21 protein-coding genes and 1 pseudogene are annotated in these 20,804 nt (G+C 60.8%); 11 read left to right on the top strand and 11 right to left on the bottom strand.

Annotated elements, in window-relative coordinates; all coding sequences use genetic code 11:
- Position 1: 1 nt before the first annotated feature.
- Genes ACCD11_RS25715 through ACCD11_RS25705 form a run of 3 tightly spaced genes read right to left on the bottom strand, consistent with a single transcriptional unit; the run spans position 2 to position 2,186 of the window.
- Positions 2–826, bottom strand: a complete 825-nt coding sequence (locus tag ACCD11_RS25715) for a tRNA U-34 5-methylaminomethyl-2-thiouridine biosynthesis protein (RefSeq protein WP_413315988.1) — start codon at positions 824–826, stop codon at positions 2–4.
- Between the two features lie 22 nt (positions 827–848).
- Positions 849–1,772, bottom strand: coding sequence for a 2-aminophenol 1,6-dioxygenase subunit beta (cnbCb, locus tag ACCD11_RS25710; protein WP_413315987.1), 924 nt, complete (start codon positions 1,770–1,772; stop codon positions 849–851).
- A gap of 12 nt (positions 1,773–1,784) precedes the next feature.
- Positions 1,785–2,186, bottom strand: a complete 402-nt coding sequence (locus tag ACCD11_RS25705; RefSeq protein ID WP_309928821.1) for a RidA family protein — start codon at positions 2,184–2,186, stop codon at positions 1,785–1,787.
- 268 nt (positions 2,187–2,454) lie between these two features.
- On the opposite strand from ACCD11_RS25705, the gene ACCD11_RS25700 reads away from it, so the two are divergent.
- Positions 2,455–2,958, top strand: coding sequence for a MarR family transcriptional regulator (locus ACCD11_RS25700; protein ID WP_309928818.1), 504 nt, complete (start codon positions 2,455–2,457; stop codon positions 2,956–2,958).
- Here ACCD11_RS25700 and ACCD11_RS25695 read toward each other — a convergent pair.
- The gene (locus tag ACCD11_RS25695) at positions 2,955–3,197 is read right to left on the bottom strand and encodes a hypothetical protein (protein WP_413315986.1); all 243 of its coding nucleotides are present in this window, start codon (positions 3,195–3,197) and stop codon (positions 2,955–2,957) included. The two genes, ACCD11_RS25700 and ACCD11_RS25695, sit on opposite strands and share 4 nt — an antisense overlap.
- Positions 3,194–4,012 carry an IclR family transcriptional regulator gene (locus ACCD11_RS25690; protein ID WP_413315985.1) on the bottom strand — a complete coding sequence of 273 codons (819 nt, stop codon included), beginning with the start codon at positions 4,010–4,012 and terminating at the stop codon, positions 3,194–3,196. Before ACCD11_RS25690 ends, ACCD11_RS25695 begins: the two co-directional genes overlap by 4 nt.
- 313 nt (positions 4,013–4,325) lie before the next feature.
- Here ACCD11_RS25690 and ACCD11_RS25685 point away from each other — a divergent pair.
- Positions 4,326–4,781, top strand: a pseudogene (locus ACCD11_RS25685) (IS110 family transposase); the annotation flags it as partial.
- A 22-nt stretch (positions 4,782–4,803) separates the two neighbouring features.
- Here ACCD11_RS25685 and dddY read toward each other — a convergent pair.
- From dddY to ACCD11_RS25660, 5 genes are all read right to left on the bottom strand, one after another.
- Positions 4,804–6,009, bottom strand: coding sequence for a dimethylsulfonioproprionate lyase DddY (gene dddY, locus ACCD11_RS25680; protein WP_413315984.1), 1,206 nt, complete (start codon positions 6,007–6,009; stop codon positions 4,804–4,806).
- Positions 6,010–6,081: 72 nt separating this feature from the next.
- On the bottom strand, positions 6,082–7,074 hold the full coding sequence (locus tag ACCD11_RS25675) for an MDR family oxidoreductase (RefSeq protein ID WP_413315983.1): 993 nt from the start codon (positions 7,072–7,074) through the stop codon (positions 6,082–6,084).
- Between the two features lie 48 nt (positions 7,075–7,122).
- Positions 7,123–8,007, bottom strand: coding sequence for an enoyl-CoA hydratase (locus ACCD11_RS25670; RefSeq protein WP_413315982.1), 885 nt, complete (start codon positions 8,005–8,007; stop codon positions 7,123–7,125).
- Between the two features lie 35 nt (positions 8,008–8,042).
- Positions 8,043–9,275, bottom strand: a complete 1,233-nt coding sequence (locus tag ACCD11_RS25665; RefSeq protein ID WP_413315981.1) for a CaiB/BaiF CoA transferase family protein — start codon at positions 9,273–9,275, stop codon at positions 8,043–8,045.
- A gap of 26 nt (positions 9,276–9,301) precedes the next feature.
- Positions 9,302–10,969: a GMC family oxidoreductase gene (locus tag ACCD11_RS25660; protein WP_413315980.1), complete on the bottom strand. Its 1,668-nt coding sequence runs from the start codon at positions 10,967–10,969 to the stop codon at positions 9,302–9,304.
- A gap of 460 nt (positions 10,970–11,429) precedes the next feature.
- Here ACCD11_RS25660 and ACCD11_RS25655 point away from each other — a divergent pair, with 460 nt between their 5' ends.
- The gene (locus tag ACCD11_RS25655) at positions 11,430–12,065 is read left to right on the top strand and encodes a TetR/AcrR family transcriptional regulator (RefSeq protein WP_309928797.1); all 636 of its coding nucleotides are present in this window, start codon (positions 11,430–11,432) and stop codon (positions 12,063–12,065) included.
- A 151-nt stretch (positions 12,066–12,216) separates the two neighbouring features.
- On the opposite strand, the gene ACCD11_RS25650 is transcribed toward ACCD11_RS25655, so the two are convergent.
- The gene (locus tag ACCD11_RS25650; protein ID WP_145745807.1) at positions 12,217–13,137 is read right to left on the bottom strand and encodes a LysR family transcriptional regulator; all 921 of its coding nucleotides are present in this window, start codon (positions 13,135–13,137) and stop codon (positions 12,217–12,219) included.
- A gap of 124 nt (positions 13,138–13,261) precedes the next feature.
- On the opposite strand from ACCD11_RS25650, the gene ACCD11_RS25645 reads away from it, so the two are divergent.
- The 8 genes from ACCD11_RS25645 to ACCD11_RS25610 all read left to right on the top strand — a co-directional run bounded on the left by ACCD11_RS25645 (position 13,262) and on the right by ACCD11_RS25610 (position 20,666).
- The gene (locus tag ACCD11_RS25645; RefSeq protein WP_413315979.1) at positions 13,262–14,245 is read left to right on the top strand and encodes a Bug family tripartite tricarboxylate transporter substrate binding protein; all 984 of its coding nucleotides are present in this window, start codon (positions 13,262–13,264) and stop codon (positions 14,243–14,245) included.
- 53 nt (positions 14,246–14,298) lie between these two features.
- The gene (locus ACCD11_RS25640; protein WP_145745809.1) at positions 14,299–15,018 is read left to right on the top strand and encodes a DUF1028 domain-containing protein; all 720 of its coding nucleotides are present in this window, start codon (positions 14,299–14,301) and stop codon (positions 15,016–15,018) included.
- A gap of 31 nt (positions 15,019–15,049) precedes the next feature.
- Entirely contained in the window at positions 15,050–16,033 is a 984-nt protein-coding gene (locus ACCD11_RS25635; RefSeq protein ID WP_413315978.1) for a tripartite tricarboxylate transporter substrate binding protein, read from the top strand.
- 33 nt (positions 16,034–16,066) lie between these two features.
- Positions 16,067–16,792, top strand: coding sequence for a DUF1028 domain-containing protein (locus tag ACCD11_RS25630; RefSeq protein ID WP_209535060.1), 726 nt, complete (start codon positions 16,067–16,069; stop codon positions 16,790–16,792).
- A gap of 179 nt (positions 16,793–16,971) precedes the next feature.
- On the top strand, positions 16,972–18,141 hold the full coding sequence (locus ACCD11_RS25625) for an MFS transporter (protein WP_413315977.1): 1,170 nt from the start codon (positions 16,972–16,974) through the stop codon (positions 18,139–18,141).
- Between the two features lie 149 nt (positions 18,142–18,290).
- Positions 18,291–19,133 carry an intradiol ring-cleavage dioxygenase gene (locus ACCD11_RS25620; protein WP_413315976.1) on the top strand — a complete coding sequence of 281 codons (843 nt, stop codon included), beginning with the start codon at positions 18,291–18,293 and terminating at the stop codon, positions 19,131–19,133.
- Between the two features lie 5 nt (positions 19,134–19,138).
- Positions 19,139–20,233: a maleylacetate reductase gene (locus ACCD11_RS25615; protein ID WP_413315975.1), complete on the top strand. Its 1,095-nt coding sequence runs from the start codon at positions 19,139–19,141 to the stop codon at positions 20,231–20,233.
- 46 nt (positions 20,234–20,279) lie between these two features.
- Positions 20,280–20,666, top strand: a complete 387-nt coding sequence (locus tag ACCD11_RS25610; protein WP_125966973.1) for a RidA family protein — start codon at positions 20,280–20,282, stop codon at positions 20,664–20,666.
- Positions 20,667–20,804: the final 138 nt, after the last annotated feature.

Genomic DNA, 20,804 nt, shown 5'->3' with positions numbered 1-20,804 from the left:
ACTACTGAACGCGGAATTCCACGACCGCACCACCGCTGCCGTAGAGGGGGGCGTACTCGTGAACCGTGGCCGACTTGAAGCCGCCCTTCATGGCGCCGAGCAGCCAGTAAAGATGTTTGAAACCCATGTCCGCGCGCGCCTCGGCGGCGTACTGCGGGAGCACCTTGCGAAGGCCGTCAACGTCCCCCCCCTCCATCAACGCGAGGACGCGGCGGTTCCATTCGTCGTCGCCCTTGGAGAGGATGTGGTCCTCTTTCAGGTCGATGGTCTCGCGGAACATGTTGTTCGACAGGCCACCGATGCCGATGACGGCCACTCGCTTGCCTTCGGCCGCAGCCAGTGCGATGCCGCCCAAGGCCTCTGTCTGCTCGGCGTTGTGATAGAGGTTGTTGGCCGCCATCACTACCGGGATCTGGTCGGTACCGATGCTCATCAGGGACGCTGCCGTGATGGTTCCGGTGTCGATCGGGAACTGGTCGTAGTCGACACCGCGAGCACGGATGCCCCCCGCGTTACTGCCTTGAACGCAGCGCTCGGCAAGCGCGGTGTCCGAGACGATGTCGAAGTTCTGTTCTCCGAACTCATGCCAGTTCTCGTCCACATGCAGGCCGCTGCTGCGTTTTCGCGTCACCCACAGCTGATCCAGCACCGCGAACCATTGCGTCGAGTAGACGAGGACGCAGTCGGGCTTCGATTCGGCGAGCGACTTTCCCGCCAGAGCGAGCGCATCGCGCAGGCGCCCCCACGGGGCAACGTCGGGGCCAGCTGGGGAAGAGGACTGCCGGGCACAAGGAATGCAGATACAACGGTCACTTTGGGTCTCCAAGTGGGAAATTCAGGGGGAGTGGTCAGGCCGGCTGCAGCTCGGCGCCAAGGGACGACAGACCTGCTGCTTCGAGGTCCCACTCGATCACGGCGTTGCCTGTGCCGATGACCGAGCCGTAGCCATGCAGCTTGCCCGCCAACTCGGGGTATCCCATGGCCGCGTGCATCCAGGTGAAGGCTCCCGACTTCGTTTCCGCGAAAGCCTCGTCGATGAACTGGGGCATGATCTGGAACACTTCCTTCATGCGGCCCTGGCGCATCAACTCGATCATGCGGATGTCCCACTTGTAGCCGTCGTATCGCTCCGGGTGCTCCTTGGACATGTCCTCGGGCGGCACCGGCTCTTCGTGGAAGTGCCAGTGCGAAAGGGTGTTGCTGGCCAGCAGGACCGCTTTGCGGCCGGTCTTGCGGATCGCCTCACGAGTGGCGCGACCCAGAATGTCCATCTCGCCCAGGCCTTCGCCCGTGCTCAGGTAGTACGGCGTGTTGTTGGCGGAGATGCCGACAACGGGGATGTCCCACTGCGGCCGGATCATGTGCAGCGTCGTGATGGTTCCGTAGTCCACGCGGAACTTCGGGTTGCGCATCATCTTGCTGACGATGCCCAGCTTGTTCGCCTCCTCGCAGCAGGCTTCCGCCAATTCGACGTCGACGTTCAAGCCGAAGTCATAACGGAACAGGTTCGGAAAGATGGGATCCACCGACCGGCCTGCTAGATGCGGCACTCCCAAAAAATGGTGGCCGACCTGGGTGATCCAGTGGGGCGTGTGCACGAGCAGAACGTCCGGCTTGAGTCGTTCGATGCTTTCGCGTGCGCGGTCGTAAGCCCAGCGCAACTGCTCCCATCCACCTTCCGAACGCGGCTCGTTCTGTGGTGGGTTTTCGGCGTAGACGATATGAGGCGGATGGGGCGCCAGCAAGCCAGAAAGAATTTTTCCTTCGCTCATTTTGTGTTCCTCTCAGGTTGACAACTGAAACTCGATTTCCACCGCAGCACCCAGCGGGAGGGACTTCACGACCGTGAAGGTTCTAGCGGGCGGAGCGAGCTGCGAGAAGAACTCGCTCCACACCTCATTCATGCCGTTGGAGGCGGCGTCTCCCGCGCAGAAGACACGAGCCAGCACGAGGCGGTCGAGCGACCAGCCTTGCTCCACGCACAGCGCTTGCAGGTTGCGCAGGATCTGGCGGGTTTGCTCTGCCGCGTCTTCGCTCACCAAGCGGCCGGTGGCCGGGTCCAGCCCAACCAAACCGGATACGTAGATGTCCGTCCCGACCTGCACCGCCGGGGCGTATCTGAAGCGGGGTTCAGGAAGCGCTTCAGACCGTTCGATGCGCCGAAGCAATGGCGATGAGGGATTCATGTCAGAACTGCCTTTTTGACCTGTCATGCCTAGGTAATGTTGTCGATGTTTTATGACGTATGCGTACTATCTTAGGTTGATTCGCCAAAGCGTGTCTAGGGAAATTTACCTATATATTCGAGCACCAAAAGGCTGCGCACCAGCTTGTTGCATGCCCCAATACAGTACGTATACGTCATTCAGGAGTGGCATATGGAGCTCCCTCTTAAACTGCCATGAAGCTTGCCCACCGCTGCACCGTCAGCTGCAGCCCCCTACCTCATCGTCAATGCCAAAAATATCGTCGTCGCCATCGGTCACCAAGGAAGTCCAAGGGCTTCTGCGTCAGTTCCGGCTTGAAAACGTGCCTTCGCATCTGCTGCGACGAGCTCACTTCAAGGCGGAGGAAATTTTTGCGAACACGTTCTCGGAAGAAGACGTGACGCCGCGGCAGAAAGCCGCGCTCGTGCTGTTGCACCAAGAGCCGGGCTTGAACCAGAATGCACTGGCTGAGCGCTTGTCGATGGACCGCAACACGGTGGCAGAGATGGTCAAGCGCATGAGCAAAGGCGGTCTCATCGAACGCAGGCCATCGCCGGGCGATGCTCGCGCCTATCAGTTGTACGTCGCTCCGGGCGGCATTGAATTGCTCAACCGGGTGATGCCCAGGGATGCCGGAGTCGAGGATCAGCTTCTGGCGAAGTTGCCACCTGAGTACCGCGGACTTTTTGTGAAGTGCCTGCGCCTCATCGCTGAAGTCGACGACGAATCCACACGCTCGCGTGCGGCTTAGCAAAGCCTTGCTGGGCGCCATGCCGGTATCAGGCTGCTATCGGCCAAAACCCAGCCTCTTTTCGGCTCGAGAACGGGGTCAGCTGAATCCAGATCGATCGCGGGCATGTTCAATGCAGCGCCGCGAGCGCCAAACGGAACCAGGACGCTCCCACTCAGCGGGATGACCTTCGTCGCGGGATTCAACGTCGGCCGCATTCCCCGCATGGGCTGGATCTCATCGATCAGGGCGGCCATCATGGTGCGCGCTCATTGATCAATCGGACCGCCTCGGCACGAGCATTGCGCGAACCTGCGAGGGTAAGTTCGATCTCGCGCGCTGCCTCTTGCAGCTTCGAAAGCAAGCCGTCCAGCGATTTCATCCGGAAGGTCGGAGCAGCAATCGTGAGTACCCCGGCCAGAGCGCCCGACGGCAGGAACACAGGCACTGACAAGCTGATGACGCCGTCCTCTATCTCTCCACAGCTGCGGGCCACCTTCGATGCATGTATGCCCTCGAGTTGCTTCGCAAGTTCTGCGCAAATCCGCCGTTCGTCCTTCGTTCTCGCCGCGCCTTCGATCGCGGAAAGGATGCGACGGCGCTCTCGCTCTGGAAGAAATGCGAAATGGGTCTTGGCCGAGGAGCCTATGTGGATCGGGGTCTCCCGCACGGGGTCGATGCCAACACGTATCGCTTTCGGACTCTCCGTGTAAGTGGCGCACTGCACGCGGTCGCCCACGCGAACGGTGAAGAGAGTCGTTTCACCAACCGTCCTTGCCAGTTGAGCGACCACCGGCTCTGCGGCGGCCGTTGGCGAGATGCCTTCCACCGAGGCGCTCACCATGTGCGCGAACCCTGCGCTGATTCGATAGTCCCCCGACGAGCCGACCTCTTCGATCAACCCTCTGGATCGCAGCACTTGAAGGTATCGATAGGTCGAACTACGTGAGGTCCCGAACGCCTCGGCAATGCTCTGCGCGTTGCCGGTGGCGCCCGGGGCTGCAAACATCAGCAAGATGTCCAGCACTCGCTCCACAGACGAAAAGCCAAGTCGATTTTCCGACGCCTCACTCATGTACAGTCCCTGTATGTGGGAATTGAATTCCCATCATATGCGACTTGATTGAGATTGCAAGAGGAACATGGGGCGCGAGAAGGCACCCCGCGCGGCACCGGGGGGTGAACACAAAGCTCGGTGCCTGACGCAGCGAAGGAGAACTGTCGAAGAGTGCTTTCCGTACGCTCAAGCACTGGACGGGCCCACTCGGAAAACGAGGGGCGCGATGAATGAGGCAATCGATTGAACGCGAAAGTGCCGTCCGCCCCGGCGACTTCTATCCGAAATGGGTGGTGAGGGGCGTTAATGGAATGGACGCCCCCTCCCCGCATCGCAGGCCAACCAGATTCGGGGATTGCTGGCCGAGTTTGGATTGGTTATCCCTCAGGGGATCGGGAACATTGCCAGGCAGGTGCCACAGCTGATCGAGGACGCGACCAATGAATTGCCAGGCTCATTGCGTCTTCTCATGCAGCGGTTGCTGGAACAGCTGAAGGAGCTGGACCGTCAAGCCGACGAAATTGGCGCCCAGATCGAGGCGTGGCACCGGGATAGCGAGTCAAGCCGAAAACTCGCTCAAGTTCCAGGAATCGGACCGATTACCGCCAGTGCGCTGGTGGCGACCGTCGTCAGCGCTGGGAACTTCACCAGCGGTCGCCAATTGGCGGCGTGGCTCGGTCTTGTGCCTGGACAAAGCTCCAGTGGAGGGAAGAACGTCTTACTCGGCATCAGCAAGCGGGGAGACGCGTATTTGCGAACGCTGCTCATCCATGGCGCTCGCGCGGTGAGCACCCGGGGCATTGCTGGAGTCAAGGCTTCCAGTCGCGAAGGTTGCAAACCGTCTTGGTGCCTGGGCCCATGTCCCTGACTGTGCCGGCTCCAGGGGCTGGTTGGCATGGCCGAGTCGACTGCTCGTTGTCCATGGCAGAGGAGCGCACCCATACGGAGACCAGACCGGAATTTTCGATAGTCTGGTTGCAACCCTCAAGTGCGTGGAATGCGTGAATGGCGTTTCGTTCAAAGTATGTCAGCCACTCCTTGTTCGAGTCGGTGTTGGCGAACCACTTCTTCCACCGGCCGTTCGAACCGTCAATTTCGACTGTCCAGCCCTTGTCGCCTCGCTTCTGACGAAACTGGTCGCTGTCCCAATGCATGACCATGTATTTGTTCTGGTCGATGCACTGCGGCTTGGTCAGCGTTGCGTACATCTCCTGTGGGTGGTGATAGTGGAATGGGTACGTTGTGTTGAACAACTGTGCTGTCATGCCGACCTCGGCGCCGACGGTTTCCCCATCGATCTCCTTGATACGCAGGTTGCCCCATGGTCCCATGACCTCTGCGTAAAGGTAGCCACCGCGGAAGCGTTCGCTGCCAGCGGCCTTGTTTTCGGCATAGAAGGGGATCCAGCCCACCGAAGACCATAGAGTCGGCAGCCCGTTGATGCTCACGTCCTTTGCCCAATGGACGCTCGTGTCGATTCGCGAAGTGACGGCGACGAAGTTCTCGTTGAGCTCCAGGCCGGCCTTGCCCACTTCGCCGCCCATCTTCTTGTAGAAGTCGGTGAGCAAAGGGCGGTTGAGCCACTTGGCCGTTGCCGACAGGTTCCTGGTCTGCTCGCTGGGCGTGTACAGGGGAAATTCCTTGTAGTTCTTCTGCGTGTCGAAGCACGCCTTTGCCTTTTCCGGCTCCGCCAGGATGGCTCTCAGGTGCTTGGCCATCAGCTCGACGTCACGATACTTGAGTACGCATCGTGTCTGTGCCTTTCCGGTTTGAGAGCTGTAGGTCTGAACGGTTGCTTGTGCAGAGTCCTTGCATTGGCCTGTCGGCGTTTCGATGGTCTTCAGGAACTGCCCCAGGTATGTGAGCGACTCGTTCCAGAACTGGTCCACGAGCTTCTGCTCTTCAGGCGTGTGTTTCGCAGGTACCACGTCGTCCTGGCACTTGAAGTCGGCAGCGAAAGCATGGACGGATACGAGTGCGCTGCCGATGAGGCAGCTCAGAATGCGTTTGCTCATGTTTGTCTCCTTGGATACTGCAAAGGAACAGAAGTCGAGTCGCCCTCGAGCAGGCGAGGCCGCTCGCTGAACTCAGGAATTGACGTCGACGACGACCCGCCCACGGACCTTTCCGTCCAGCAGCTTTGGAGCCGTGGCGATGACCTCGGAAAGGCCGATCTCCTCGGCGATGTGCGGGAGCTTGGAAAGGTCCAGGTCGGTGGACAGGCGCTTCCATGCCGCGATTCGTTCTTCGCGGGGACACATCACGCTGTCGATGCCTACAAGCGTTACGCCACGCAGGATGAACGGGGCTACCGATGCGGGAAGGTCCATTCCTCCAGCGAGGCCGCATGCGGTCACGACGCCGCGGTACTTGGTTGCGGCACAGATGTTCGCGAGCGTGTTGGAGCCAACGACGTCGACGGCCCCGGCCCAGCGTTCTTTCTGCAGCGGTCGTCCGGGCGCTGAGAACTCGGCACGATCCAGGACGATGCTTGCACCAAGTTGCGTGATGTACTGGGCCTCATCCAGGCGGCCGGTCACGCCCGCGACCTTGTAGCCGAGCCTGGCGAGGATCGCCACCGCAAAGCTGCCGACGCCACCGGCTGCCCCGGTCACCACGATCTCGCCCGCTTCCGGTGTCACCCCGTGGCGTTCGAGCGCCATGACGCAGAGCATGGCGGTGTAGCCTGCCGTGCCGATTGCCATGGCCTCGCGCGGAGAGAACGTCGTCGGCAGCGGCACGAGCCAATCGGCGTCAACGCGTGCGCGCTGCGCCAGGCCTCCCCAATGCCGTTCACCCACGCCCCAGCCATTCAGGAGCACGACATCGCCGGACTTGTACATCGGGCTTTCGGACTCTTCGACCACGCCCACCAGATCGATGCCTGGAATCATCGGGAAGGAGCGGGCGATGGGAGCGCGTCCGGTGATGGCCAGCGCATCCTTGTAGTTGAGCGTGGAGTAGCTCACGCGAACTGTCACGTTGGCATGCGGAAGCTCGCTGTTGTCGAGCTGCTTGAGCGCGGCTCGATCCGGCCCTGGGCCGTCATCGATGACGATGGCTGAGAAATGTGATTGCATGGTATTTGGACCTGTCTTCTATGAAGGGAAAAGCCGGTGCCCGGCAAATCAACGGTGCCGGAATACGGGCGCGCGTTTCGACAGGAAGGCATTCATGCCCTCCTTCTGGCCGTCGGTCGCAAAGGCTGCCTGGAACAGGCGGCGCTCGTGCAGCATGCCTTCGGACAGGCCTATTTCCAGGGCGCGATTGACGGCTTCCTTTGCCATGCGAACGGCCGGGGCGTTGTAGCCAGCGATGGTGTGGGCAGCCTCGAGAGCTGTCTGCAGCAATTCGCCCGCCGGCACGATTCGCGCGACCAGGCCGGCTGCCTTTGCTTCAGGCGCGGTAAGGCTGCGACCGGTAAGAATCAGGTCCATGGCCAAGGCCTTGCCCACCGATTTCGTGAGACGCTGAGAGCCACCTATGCCGGGCAGGATGCCAAGCTTGATTTCGGGCTGTCCGAAGTGCGCATCCTCGGATGCGATGATGAAGTCGCACATCATCGCGAGTTCGCAGCCGCCGCCCAATGCATAGCCGCTGACGGCCGCGATGATCGGCTTGGAGACCTCGATGAGCTCATTCCACGCGGCGAAGATGTCACGTGACTGGAGTTCTGCGAACGTCTTGTCGGCCATCTCCTCGATATCGGCCCCTGCGGCGAATGCGCGGGGACTTCCAGTGATCACGATGGCGCCAATGTTGTCGTCCACGTCGAAGGTCTTCAGGGCGCTGACCACCTCACGGGACATGCGCACATTCAGTGCGTTGAGCGATTTCGGGCGATTCAGCGTAATGAGGCCGACCCGGTCCCGGCGCTCGACGATGATGGTCTCGTACCGTGCGGACAAAGCGTCCCGGGGTACTGGCGCCGTGGCAGGGTCGGCGGCTGCTGCGGGGACGCCCTTCGCGGGGACTGGCGCAGAGGTCTTGGGTGAAGTTGCGGCGATGGACATTTGGAGTTCTCCTTCAGACAGATGAAACAGATGGTTCAAGCAGCGGCGTCGAGCTCTGCGCTGCCGGCCGCAGGTGCGTAATCGCCGGTGCGCGACATCAGTTCTGCGAGGATGCTTTCGCGGTGTTCATCCAGGCCCGGAGCGCGCAAGGGCGTCAGTACATCGATGTCGGCAAATGCGCTCATCTTGATGGGGTTGCCAGCTGTACGGATAGGCTTCTTTCCTGCGCCTTCAACTTGAACAATCATGTTGCGCGCCAGCAGCTGCGGATGGTCGAACAGCTTGTCGATCGTGTTGATGGGCGCGCACGGAACGCCGGCTTCGTTGAGTCGCGCGATCCAATGGGCAATCGGCTTGATTCGTGTGATGTCTTCGATGGCCTGGACCAACGCCGGACGGTTCTGACAGCGCAGGTCATTGGTGAAGAACCGCACGTCCAACGCCAGCTGAGGGCTCTCCAGCGCATCTGCCATCAGCATGAACAGCTGGTCATTGCCTGCGGCGATGACGAATCGCCCATCCTTGGCGGCGAAAGTCTCGAAGGGTGCGAGGGAAGGATGGCAGTCGCCAGTCCGCGTGGGGACCTTCTTCTCCACGTCGAAACGAGCGAGTGCCGTTTCCAAGAGCGCGGCCTGGCAGTCGAGCATGCCGATGTCCACGCGGGTGCCCTGGGCGTCACGTGTCCTCTTGTAGAGCGCCGAAATGATTCCGATGGCTGCGAACAGCGCTGCGCTGAGGTCCCCGAAACTTGTGCCAACCCGTGCCGGAGGCGCGTCTGGCCATCCGGTCAGGCTCATTACGCCTCCCATGGCCTGCACGACCATGTCGTAGCCGGGGAGGTCGCTGAAGGGGCCTGTATGCCCAAAGCCCGAAATGGAAGCGTAGACCAGATGAGGGTGGGTGCGAGCCAGACGCTCTGCGCCGTAGCCGAGTCGGTCCAGCACACCAGGGCGGAAGTTCTCCACCAGTACGTCCGCTTCGGACAACATTCGCTCGAGCAGGTCACGATCGCGTGGGCTCTTGATGTCCAGCGCGATGCTTTCCTTGCCTCGGTTGAAGCACATGAAGTACGCCGACTCATGATCCACGAAGGGGCCGAACGCTCGGGTGTCGTCGCCAGTCGCGATGCGCTCGATCTTGATGACGCGCGCTCCGAGGTCCGCCAGCACCATCGTGCAGTAGGGACCGGCAAGTACGCGCGAGAAGTCCAGGACGGTGATTCCGTCCAGCGGCCCTTTCTTGGGGGGCAATCCCTGGGGGGTATTCATGGCGGATGTCTCCTCTGTTGGGTGAGTCAGATGCCAGCGAGAATCCAGCGTGCGGCCTTCTCGGCAATCATGAGCGTCGGGCTGTTGGTGTTGCCGCTGGTGATGGTCGGCATGACCCCGGCGTCGACCACCCGCAGGTTCTTGACGCCGTGGACTCGCAGATGGCTGTCGACGACCGAGAGTGGGTCGCGAGCAGGGCCCATGGCGGTGGTTCCGACCGGATGGAAGATGGTCGTTCCGATGTCGCCTGCCAGCCGGGCGAGTTGCTCATCCGTTTCGTATTGAGGTCCGGGCTTGTACTCGACCGGCTTGTAGGGGGTCATGGCTGGTTGAGCGGCGATGTGCCGCGTTACGCGCAATGAGTCCGCTGCGACCTGCCTGTCTTCCGAGGTGCTCAGGTAGTTCGGCGCAATGCGCGGAGCCTTGTTGAAGTCGGGGCTCGAAATGGAGACTTGCCCGCGGCTGGTTGGATTCAGGTTGCAGACGCTCGCTGTGATCGCCGGGAAGGTGTGAAGAGGTTGGCCGAACGCTTCCAGGCTCAAGGGCTGAACGTGGTACTGAATGTTCGGGTGAACGTACGACGGGCTGCTGCGAGTGAAGATTCCGAGCTGGGACGGGGCCATGCTCATCGGGCCGCTGCGCCTGAGAAGGTACTCGAGGCCGATTCCCACCTTGCCCCACAACGTCGAGGCTTGGGTGTTCAAGGTCTTGGCTCCCTCCACCTTGTAGACCGACCGGATCTGGAGGTGGTCCTGGAGGTTGGCTCCGACGCCCGGCAAGTGTTTCACCACGGGAATCTGCAGCTGACGCAGGGTGCTCTCGTCGCCGATGCCTGAGAGCTGCAACAGCTGTGGGGAGCCGATCGCACCACAACTCAAGATGACTTCGCCCCTCGCGTGAACTGTTTGGCGATGGCCGTTCATCACCAATTCGACGCCATGGCAGGCAGGCTGGTCGTCGGCGGATTGCTTGAGCAGGAGCCGGCTGGCTTGCGCACCCGTCCACACGGTGAGATTTACGCGGCTCCTTCGAACGGGCCTCAGGAATGCCTTCGAGGCATTCCAACGCCATCCGCTGCGTTGATTCACCTCGAAGTAGCTGACGCCATCGTTGTCGCCGCTGTTGAAGTCATCTGTGGCAGGGATGCCAGCTTGCCTGGCCGCGTCAGCGAAGGCATCCAGCACTTCCCACTTGAGGCGTTGCTTCTCGACGCGCCATTCTCCGCCGGACCCATGGAGCGACTTGAAGGCTTCTCCATGTCCATTCAATGCTGCTGCGTTCCGGGCATCCAGGCGGTAGTGGTTTTCGTGCGCCCTGAAGTCGTTCAGGCAGTTTTCCCAACGCCATGCGTCGTCGGCGGTGATGTTTGCCCAATGCTCGTAGTCTCGGGCCTGTCCGCGCATGTAGATCATGCCGTTGATGCTGGAGCAACCGCCCAAGGTTTTGCCCCGTGGATACAGAAGCTCGCGCCCATTCAGGCCAGGTGAAGCCTCGGTGCGGAAGCGCCAATCGGTTCGGGGGTTGTCTATGCAGTAGAGGTAGCCGACCGGGATATGAATCCACGGATAGTTGTCAGGTCCGCCCGACTCCAGGAGAAGGACCTTCCTGGTCGGGTCGGCACTGAGCCGGTTTGCCAGCAGGCAACCAGCTGTGCCTGCACCAACCACGATGTAGTCAAAGGATGAGGCGGTCATGGATGAAGTCCTGGCGCGGCAACCAGCGTGAGGTAACCCATTAAATAGACCGATCGTTTTTTAAAAGGCAAAAAAAAGGAGACCTTGGCCGCCGCACATCGCAGCAAGAGGCTGCCTTGGCTCGCCCATGGCGGGATGCTGAGAGAGGTTCTGGGCATGCATGGGACGCGTGTCATCTTGTAGTGCGCCAAGTGGTCAGTCGCTAGGGTAAGTCGGTCGATCTATTGCTGGGACGTCCTTTCGGACAGGTTCGCCAGCCGCCCAGTTCTGCGGCAGGGCCTGCATTGCTGAGAGCTAGCCGCCCTTTCGTCGACGGCAAACAAATATTAGACCGATTGCCTAATTAAATGATTAGGGTTTGTTCGGTGTTTTTCATGCTCCGAAGGCGCGCGTTTCCTTGTCCAGGTGTCCCGAGGAAACACTCTGGACATATTGAGCCGATTGGTCTAATACTTGCACGATGCATTCACTCGCCGCACTCCCTCGCAGAAGAGGGCGGCCGCCAAAGGCGGCTGGTGAGCACCGCGAAACTCGTGAGCAGCTGCTGCGAGCTGGAGTCGCCGCACTTACCGAGAAAGGTTTCTCATCGACCGGCATCGACGAAGTGTTGACGGCTGTTGGTGTTCCGAAGGGGTCGTTCTATCACTTCTTCGCCAGCAAGGAAGCCTATGGTGCGGAGCTCATCAGGCTCTACGCCGACTACTTTGTTCGCAAGCTCGATCTGGCGTTGCTTGATACGAGCCTGACGCCGCTTCAGCGCATCGATGCTTTTTGTAAGGAAGCTGAGCAAGGCATGGGCCGGTTTGACTTCAAGCGAGGCTGCCTCATCGGCAACCTCGGCCAGGAAATGGGCGCGCTCCCAGAAGCGTTTAGAGCGCAGCTCAGCGACGTGCTCCTTGACTGGCAGGCGAGAGTTGAACGCTGCCTCGAGGAGGCGAAGCGTCTCGGCGAGATTCCAGAAAGAGCGAACTGCGCACGGCTATCCGCTTTCTTCTGGATTGGCTGGGAAGGCGCCGTCTTGCGAGCAAAGCTCGAGCGTAAGAACGAACCCCTGCGGATATTCGCCGAAGCTTTTCAGGCGTGCGTCAAGAACTAGAGTGATCTGCACCAATCGGGCTGAGGCATGAAGTGCGTCGGAATTTCCGCTCGGTGCGCGCAAACCCTCAATACCCCCCGCCCCACATGCGGTCGCCCTGGGCGGAGCTGGGACGCGGAGCAGCAGCAGGTACTTTTGCAGGGCTTGAGCGTCACATCCGCCCGGTCCACTTCCGCTCGTATTCATGGTCGGCAAATTCATCAACCATGAAGTTGATGAACGCGCGAACTTTCGCCGACAAGTGTTTTCGATTGGGGTAGGCGATATTGATCGTGAGTTGCGGCAACTCCCACTCGTCCAGTACAGGCACCAAGCGACCGGCAACAACGTCGTCGTAGAGGATGTAGCTGGGCTGCACGAGTATTCCATGGCCGTTCAGCGCAGCTGCCCTGAGGACTTGGCCATCGTTCGACTCGAGCAAGCCATGAACCGCCACTGATTCCCGCTGCGCCCCGCGGGTGAAACTCAGTTCATTCGGGTTCTTCGCATAGACGTATAGCAAAAGCGCGTGCCGCGAAAGCTCGTTCGGGTGTTGCGGCACGCCTCGGTTCGCAAGGTATGCCGGCGAAGCCGCCAAGAATCTCCGGGTGGTCCCCAGCCGGCGAATAGTGATGGTGCTGTCCGGTTCCAGTTCGCGTGTTCGGATTGCGACATCGATCCCGTTGTCGATCATGTCCAAGTACCTGTTCGCGGTCTCTATGTGCACACGCAGCTGCGGGTACAACTGTTGAAAACGTGGCAAGCGAGGCGCAATGATTTGCATCGCGAAAGACAGCGAGGCACTCACTCGTAGAACGCCCGAGGGATTGAGCGTAGCGCTTTGGAGTGCCGATTCCGCGTCTTCCAACTCACTGAGGATGTGCCTCGCACGCTCAAGAAATTCCTGCCCCTCGCGTGTCAGGTACAGGCGACGCGTGTTCCGCTCTACGAGCCGCACCTTGACGCGGTTCTCGAGCGAAGCCAAGGTGCGACTTGCCGCAGGATTCGACAAGCCCAACGCCTCGGCGGCCTTGCCAAGCCCCCCACGCTCAGCAACCTGAATGAAGAGCGATAGCTCAGTGAATCGATCCATTTTTCCGACTTTTGGAAATGTGAATTCCGGGCTGGGTGGTTTTCGTCCTAATTGTGAAATTCTAAAGTGTGGCTCACCGGTTCGGTACATGGGTCTTATCCGAATCGCCCACTTTGGAGAAAGCATGAGCATCAATCGTTTCCGTGCGGCTCTTTCCCGCCGTACCGCGTCTGTACTCACGGCAGCAATGCTCGTAGGCGGATCCGTCTTCGCCCAGACAGCGTTTCCGACGAAGCCCATTCGGCTGGTCGTCGCCACGCCAGCGGGAACGTCACCAGACGTTTCGGCCCGTTTTGTTGCCGAGCGCCTCTCCAGGGATCTTGGACAGCCAGTGCTTGTAGACAACAAGCCGGGGGCAAGCTCGATCATCGGCGCGGACACAGTGGCCAAGGCTCCCGCCGACGGATACACGCTTTTCTACGGCACAGCTCCCGCGATCTCGCTCAATCCGCATTTGTTTACCAAGCTGCCATACAAGTCTTCGGACTTTGTGCCGATCATTCACCTCGTCGACGTTCCCTTTGTGCTGAGCGTTCGTACGAGTTCCCCGTACAAGTCAGTCGACGAGGTGTTGCAAGCCGCCAAGCAGCAGCCCGGCAAGCTGACCTATGCGTCTCATGGTCCGGGTACCCCCAACCATGTTGCGATGCTGGAGCTGTTGCAGAAGACCGGCGCGACGATGACGCACGTGCCATACAAAGATGGAGGCATTCTCGACCTCATGAGCGGAGTCGTGGATTGGGCGTTCGTCGCTTCGGCGGACGCCATTCCTCAAATCAAGGGAGGGAAGCTGCGCGCGCTGGCGGTATCTGCGAACGGACGTATGCCAAGTCTTCCTGGCATACCCGCCCTATCTGAGAGCTTCCCCGGCAGCCAGTTGTACTCGTGGAACGGCATCCTGGCGCCGCGTGGCACTCCTGCGGAAGTGGTGGATCGCTTGTCTGCGCCACTGCAGAAGATCGCGGCATCGAGCGAGTTTCGGCAGTACCTGCTCGAACTTGGATTGATTCCCGCCGGGGGAACGCCTGCAGAGTTTCGTTCGTTCCTGGCCAGGGATTTCGACAACTGGGGAGCAGTGGTGAAGCAGAACAGCATTCGACTCGACTGACTCAGCCAAGCGGAAAGCGTCAATCTCATCAATTCAAAAACGGAGTTTTAGTCATGACTTTCACGATCATTGCGCGCGACAAGCAGTCGGGTGATTTCGGTCTCTGCATTTCGAGCTTCTCGCCGGCGGTGGGTTGGATAGCGCCGTTCGGGTCGGCGCAGGCCGGCGTGCTCTCCTATCAATCCTCCGTGGAACCGCGGCTGGGCAAGGTGGCGCTGGGCTTGCTTGAAAGAGGATATTCAGCCCAGAAGGTGCTCATCGACATGGAGCAGATGGACAAACACTGGGAATACCGGCAGGTCGGCGTCCTCGATGCACGCGGCGGGATGGCGGTCTTCACGGGCAAGAAAAACTATCAATGGGCGGGGCACCGCATCGGGCCCGACTTCATCGCCTTCGGCAACGTGCTCGCCGGCGAGAAGACCATCGATGGGATCTGCGAGGCATGGGAGAGCAACCGAGCTGCGAGTTTCGACGACCGCTTGCTGCGCGCCATCGAAGGTGGCCGCGATGCCGGCGGCCAATTGGAGGGCCAGACCTCGGCGGCAATCAAGACGTTCGGCCGCAAGGGCACGGCGCGGCTCGATCTGCGCTGCGACCACGCGTCCGAGCCGATCGCGGAACTGCGGCGGATCGTCGACTGGTACATGCCACTGGTGGAGTATTACGAGGCGTTGGTCGATGACCCGTCGGTCATGCCCCGGCACAAGGACTGGCTCAAGGAGCGCGGTATCGAACGCGAGTACGGCAAACCGCCGTCGCACCTGGCCTGAACTTCAACCCATTCCTTTCGTAGAGCCAGACATGAGAATCAGTCTTTTTCGTTGCGCCGTTTCACGCCGCACCGCGTCTGTATTCGCGGCAGCGGCACTCCTGTCCGCGTCCGCCTTCGCCCAGACGCCGTTTCCGACAAAGCCGGTGCGCCTGGTCGTCCCCTGGCCGGCAGGAGCCTCTCCGGATGTCACGGCCCGCTTCATTGCAGAGCGCCTTACCAAGGATCTTGGCCAGCCGGTCCTCGTCGACAACAGGCCAGGGGCGAGCCAGATCATTGGCACGGACCTTGTGGCCAAAGCTCCCGCCGATGGACACACGCTTCTCTTTACCGCGGCTCCGTCGGTCTCGCTCAATCCACATGTGTTTACCAAGCTTCCATACAAGGCATCCGATCTGGTGCCGGTCATCCATGTCGTGGAAGTTCCTTTTGTGATGATCGTTCGCGCTAACTCCCCGTTCAAGTCGGTCGATGAGTTGGTGCAAGCCGCCAAACGGGAACCGGGCAAGCTGAACTACGCGACATACGGAGACGGCACGCCAAGCCACATTGCTGCCCTCCAGTTCGTGCAGAAGGCGGGCATTGCTATGACGGCAATTCCATACAAGGATGGAGGCATCCTTTCTGTCATGAGTGGGGACGTGGAGTTTTCGATGGAAGCGTCAGCTGCCGCCATCCCTCAGATTAACGGAGGCAAGCTGCGAGGGTTGGCAGTGTCTGCAAATGGGCGTGTGCCGAATCTGCCAGGTGTCCCTGTCCTGTCGGAGATTTATCCCGGCAACCAGTTGCATTCATGGAATGGAATCCTGGCGCCGCGCGGCACCCCTCCGGAAGCCCTGAATCGTCTATCAGTGGCATTGCAGAAGATCGTGGCATCGAGCGAGTTCCAACAGAAGGCGCTCGATCTAGGCTTGATTCCAGTGGGTGGAACACAGGCGCAGTTTGCTTCATTCCTGGCCAAAGACTTCGAAGAGTGGGGAGCAGTCGTGAAGCGCAACAACATTCGCCTTGACTGAGCCTATACCTATTACCCTGACAAAAAATTCATCGTGACCTACACAGTAATCGGGCGCTGCCCTCGGACTCACCAGATCGGCGTCGCCGTTGCGACGTATTCAGTTGCCTTCGGGTCGTTCACGCAAGGAGCGCACAGTGCCTATGGCGTCGTGATGTCACAGGCCAACGGGCGCAGGCGGAATGCCCCTCTGGGGCAGAGCCTGCTGCGGCAAGGGCTAACGAGCAAAAGCGTGCTTGCAGCGCTGGTCCAGGATGACGTCCACGAGAGCCTTCGCCAGATCGCCGTGATGACACGAGACGGTTTGGGCGTGGTTCACACGGGCTCGCGCGTCACGGGTTGGGCCGGAGACAAGACCGGGACGGACTACACCGTCTTCGGGAACGTACTAGCAGGCGAACACGTGCTCAATGCGATGGAGGCCAAGTTCAATGAAGATGCGACCTGGCCGCTGGTTGAACGCCTCATCAGCACGCTGGAGTCCGGCAGGGACGCAGGTGGCCAGACCGCCAACGACCGACATTTGCCCGAGCGATCGGCCTGTGTGGTCGTGATGGATCGCGAGAGCTATGCGGCATGGGACCTGCGCGTCGACATGCACGGGACCGCGGTGGAGGAACTGCGTCGCATCTACAACCTGTACAAGCCGTATCAGCCTTACTACGAAGCACGGGAGGTCGACCCCACCAGCTGCCCGACCCAGTTGGCATGGGAGCGCGAGAGCTTGAGCGGCGCTCACCTCCAAGAAACGCTGAAGTGATCAGAGGGCAACTGCCGGCCCTTTGTGCCGCCTCTCCGAACGCCTTGCGCAATCGACGAAACCCCTGACCTTTCCGTCTTCATGAACTTCGCTGGCAACCTCGGCCAGGGTAACGGTGAAAGCCGGGCAGCCGGCCCATCCACTGTGAGCGGACACCCCAAGCGACCGCCAGTGGCGCCATGACGGTCCCCCTCTTGGCTGGCGCAGCGTTTTTCAGCGCGGCCGCCTTGCGCATCTGCGACGCGATGCTGCCGCGCTTGGCCAGCGACTTCAGCGTGACGCCGGGTACAGCCGGGCAGGTCATCATCTGGTTTGCCGTCGCCTACGGCCTGGTGCAGTTGCTGTTCGGACCGATGGGCGACCGCTATGGCAAGGCACGTTTGGTGCGTCTGGCGCTCGCCGGCTGTGCGGGGGCATCCTTGGCGTCGGCGCTTGCGCCCGACTTCCAAGTGCTCGTCTGGACCCGCGTCGCATGGGGCATCGCCGCCGCGGGCGTGATCCCGCTGGCCATGGCCTGGATCGGTGACACCGTCCCCTACGACCAGCGCCAGGTAACGCTGGCGCGCTTGCTCACAGGGACCATCTCGGGAATGATGGCAGGCCAGTTGGCCGGCGGATTCTTTGCCGAATCGGCCGTCGGCTGGCGCGCCGCCTTCCTCAGCTTGAGCGTGGGGTACTCCGTTGTGGCGCTCCTGCTCGTGGCGCAAGCGCGGCAGGTACATGCCTCGATCGCCGCGCCCGTCGCCGCTGCTTCTCGGGTGCCGATGTCGCAGCAGTTGCTGTACGTTCTGCGCCTGCCTTGGGCGCGTGTCGTGCTGCTGGCGGTACTGGCAGAGGGGTTCTTCCTACTAGGGCCGCTGAGCTATCTACCCACCTACCTGCATGTGCGCCACGAACTGCCGCTGTCCACGGCTTCTGCCCTGGCAGCTCTCAATGCGGTCGGCGGCTTGGTATACGCCTTCACCGCCAGGCACATCGTGGCCCGCTTCGGGGAATGGCGCATGGTGCTGGCAGGTGGCTGGCTGATGGGGATCGGCTTTCTGGCTTGGTGGATTTCTACGGTGCCTCTGCTTTCTGGCCTTATCGCCCTGGTGGTGGGTTTCGGAACCTTCCTGTATCACAACACCCTGCAGACCCACGCAACCCAGATGGTGCCTGCGGCACGGGGGACATCCGTGGCCGTATTCGCGTCTTTCCTGTTCACCGGGCAGGCGCTGGGCGTGACCGCCGCCGGGTATGTCGTGGACCGGTTCGGCTTTACTCCAGTCCTGTTGTCGGCGGCTGTTGCCTTGCCTTTCGTGGGCCGAAGTTTTGCGCGTGGCCTTCAGCGCCGGTCGGCTGGCGATTGAGTGCGCCCGGTTTCAATGGCGAGCCACGGTAAAGCGATCCATTTTTCCAAACTCAGGAAATATCATTTCCATTTCAGCGACTTTTCATCTACTTTGTGAAAATTTAAAGTTCGACTGCCCCACGCGGAAAAACGCGCTTCTTGTGAACCATGCGAAACCTCAATCAAGACAACATCACTCAGGCCGTGATCGCCAGCTTCGCAGAGGCCGGGACTCCTCGTCTCCAGCAGATCATGACGAGCTTGGTGCAGCATCTCCATGCTTTTGCACGTGACGTGAAGCTGACAGAGGAGGAATGGTTCCAGGGAGTCGACTTCCTCACGCAGTGCGGACACATCACGGACTCGAAGCGTCAGGAGTTCATCCTGCTCTCCGACGTGTTGGGGTTGTCCATGCTCACGGTTGCGATGAATACCGAGAAGCCGCGAGGATGCACAGAATCGACTGTCTTCGGACCCTTCCATGTCGAAGGTGCGCCCCGGTATGAGCTCGGCGATGACATCGCCAACGGGGCGAAGGGTACGCCTTGCCTGGTGCGCGGGACCGTCCGCGACATCGCGGGTAAAGCCATCCCGGGCGCCGTCTTGGATGTATGGCAATCCGACGAAGACGGACTTTATGACGTACAACAAGAAGGCTTGGACCAAGCCCAGGCGAGGGGCGTATTGACGGCGGATGGTGACGGCACGTTCTGCTTCCGATCCATCCTCGCCGTTCCATACGCAATTCCTCACGATGGTCCTGTGGGCAGATTGCTGGAAGCCACGGGACGCCATCCTTGGCGCCCTGCGCACCTTCATTTCATGATCAAGGCGCCCGGCTACGAGACGCTGGTCACGCATGTCTTTCGCGACAAGAGCGACTATCTCGATTCGGATGCCGTATTCGGCGTGCGCCAGTCGCTGATCTGCGAGTGGAAGGAGCAGGCGGATGGCAGCTACCTGCTGGAATTTGACTTCGTGCTCAACCCGGCTCGGGGGCACTCGGGTTGATGGGCATGAAGGACTTCGTCTATACCGCGCAACCCTCGCGAGTGGTTTTCGGTGCCGGAAGCTTGTCGCATCTCGAGCGGGAGATCGATCTGCTGGGCGCCAGGCGAGCGATCGTGCTTTCGACACCCGAACAGGCCGAGCAGGCTCGCGCGATTGCCGAGCGCATCGGCAACCGAGCTGCAGGGGTGTTTGCACGTGCGGTGATGCATGTGCCGATCGAAACCGCGCGGGAAGCCCGTGAGTTCGCGCGTCAGCTCAATGCCGATTGCGCCATTGCGATCGGCGGTGGATCCACGACCGGACTGGGCAAGGCGATTGCGCTCGAGTCTTCCCTCCCTGTGCTTGCAATTCCGACGACCTACGCTGGAAGCGAGATGACGCCGATCTATGGCATCACGGAAGCCGGGCTCAAAAAGACAGGCAAGGATCTGCGCGTGCTGCCTCGCACCGTGATCTACGACCCCGAACTCACGCTGACGCTTCCAGTCGGCATGAGCGTCACCAGCGCGATGAACGCCATCGCGCATGCCGCAGAGGGTTTGTACGCGCAGGACAGCAATCCGGTCATGGATCTGATGGCCGAGGAAGGGATTCGCGCACTTGCACAGGCGCTGCCGGGAATCCGGGCGGACGCCACGGAGATAGCGGCCAGGAGCGACGCGCTGTACGGGGCTTGGCTGTGCGGCACCGTGCTCGGAACGGTCGGCATGGCGCTGCACCACAAGCTTTGCCACACGCTTGGCGGAACATTCAACTTGCCCCACGCTGAAGTCCATACCATCGTGCTGCCCCACGCGATAGCGTTCAACTCGACCGCGGCCCCACAAGCAGTCAGACGCATCGAGCGTGCGCTTGGAAGAAATGGGGTGAGCGCAGCGGCTGGCCTTTTCGACCTTGCGCAGCAAAACGGTGCCCCGGTGGCATTGAAGGATATTGGCATGCGGCACGAGGATCTCGACAAGGCTGCTTACATTGCGGTTGCCAACCCATATTGGAACCCGCGTCCGATCTGCAGCGCCCAGCGCGCCGAGATCCGCGATCTGCTGCAGCACGCCTATGAAGGCGTGAGGCCGAGTTCGATTGGCGCACAAGTGCCTTAACCGCCTGCCTCTCGAGGCAGATTTAACCAACCTTTAGGAGAGCAACATGAAGAGAACCGTCATTCACACGAACAAAGTCCCGCCAGTGAAGGTACCGCTGTCACAAGGCATCAAGGTTGGCGACTGGATCTACACGTCCGGCATGCTCGGTATGGATCCCGCCACGGGGCAACTGGCTGTGGGCGGCATGGAGGCGGAAACACGCCAGGTCTGTGAGAACCTGAAAGCCGTTCTCGAAGCCGGTGGTTCGTCGCTTCAAGATGTCCACAAGGTGGTCATCTATGTTGCGGACCTTGCGGAAATGTTGCCGATGAACAAGGTGTTCAGCGAGTATTTCCCGAACGATCCGCCGGCGCGTACGACGTTCCAGGCGGCAGCGCTGGTCATGGGCGCCCGGGTGGAGATCGAGGCGATCGCCACCGTCAAGGACTGACCAGGCCAATCAAAGCCCTGCCGAGGGGGGGCCGGGGGGGCGCCGCGGGGGGGTTTAGTAAGGCCCGCCGATAGCGCCCAACAAACAACCCCACGCGCCACCACCCCGACTAAAGGGGCCGGGACGCGGCAAAGCACC

Origin of the sequence: Variovorax sp. Varisp36 (assembly GCF_047304235.1) — a bacterium.
Taxonomy (GTDB): domain Bacteria; phylum Pseudomonadota; class Gammaproteobacteria; order Burkholderiales; family Burkholderiaceae_C; genus Variovorax.
This window is presented reverse-complemented; position numbering and strand designations above follow the sequence as displayed.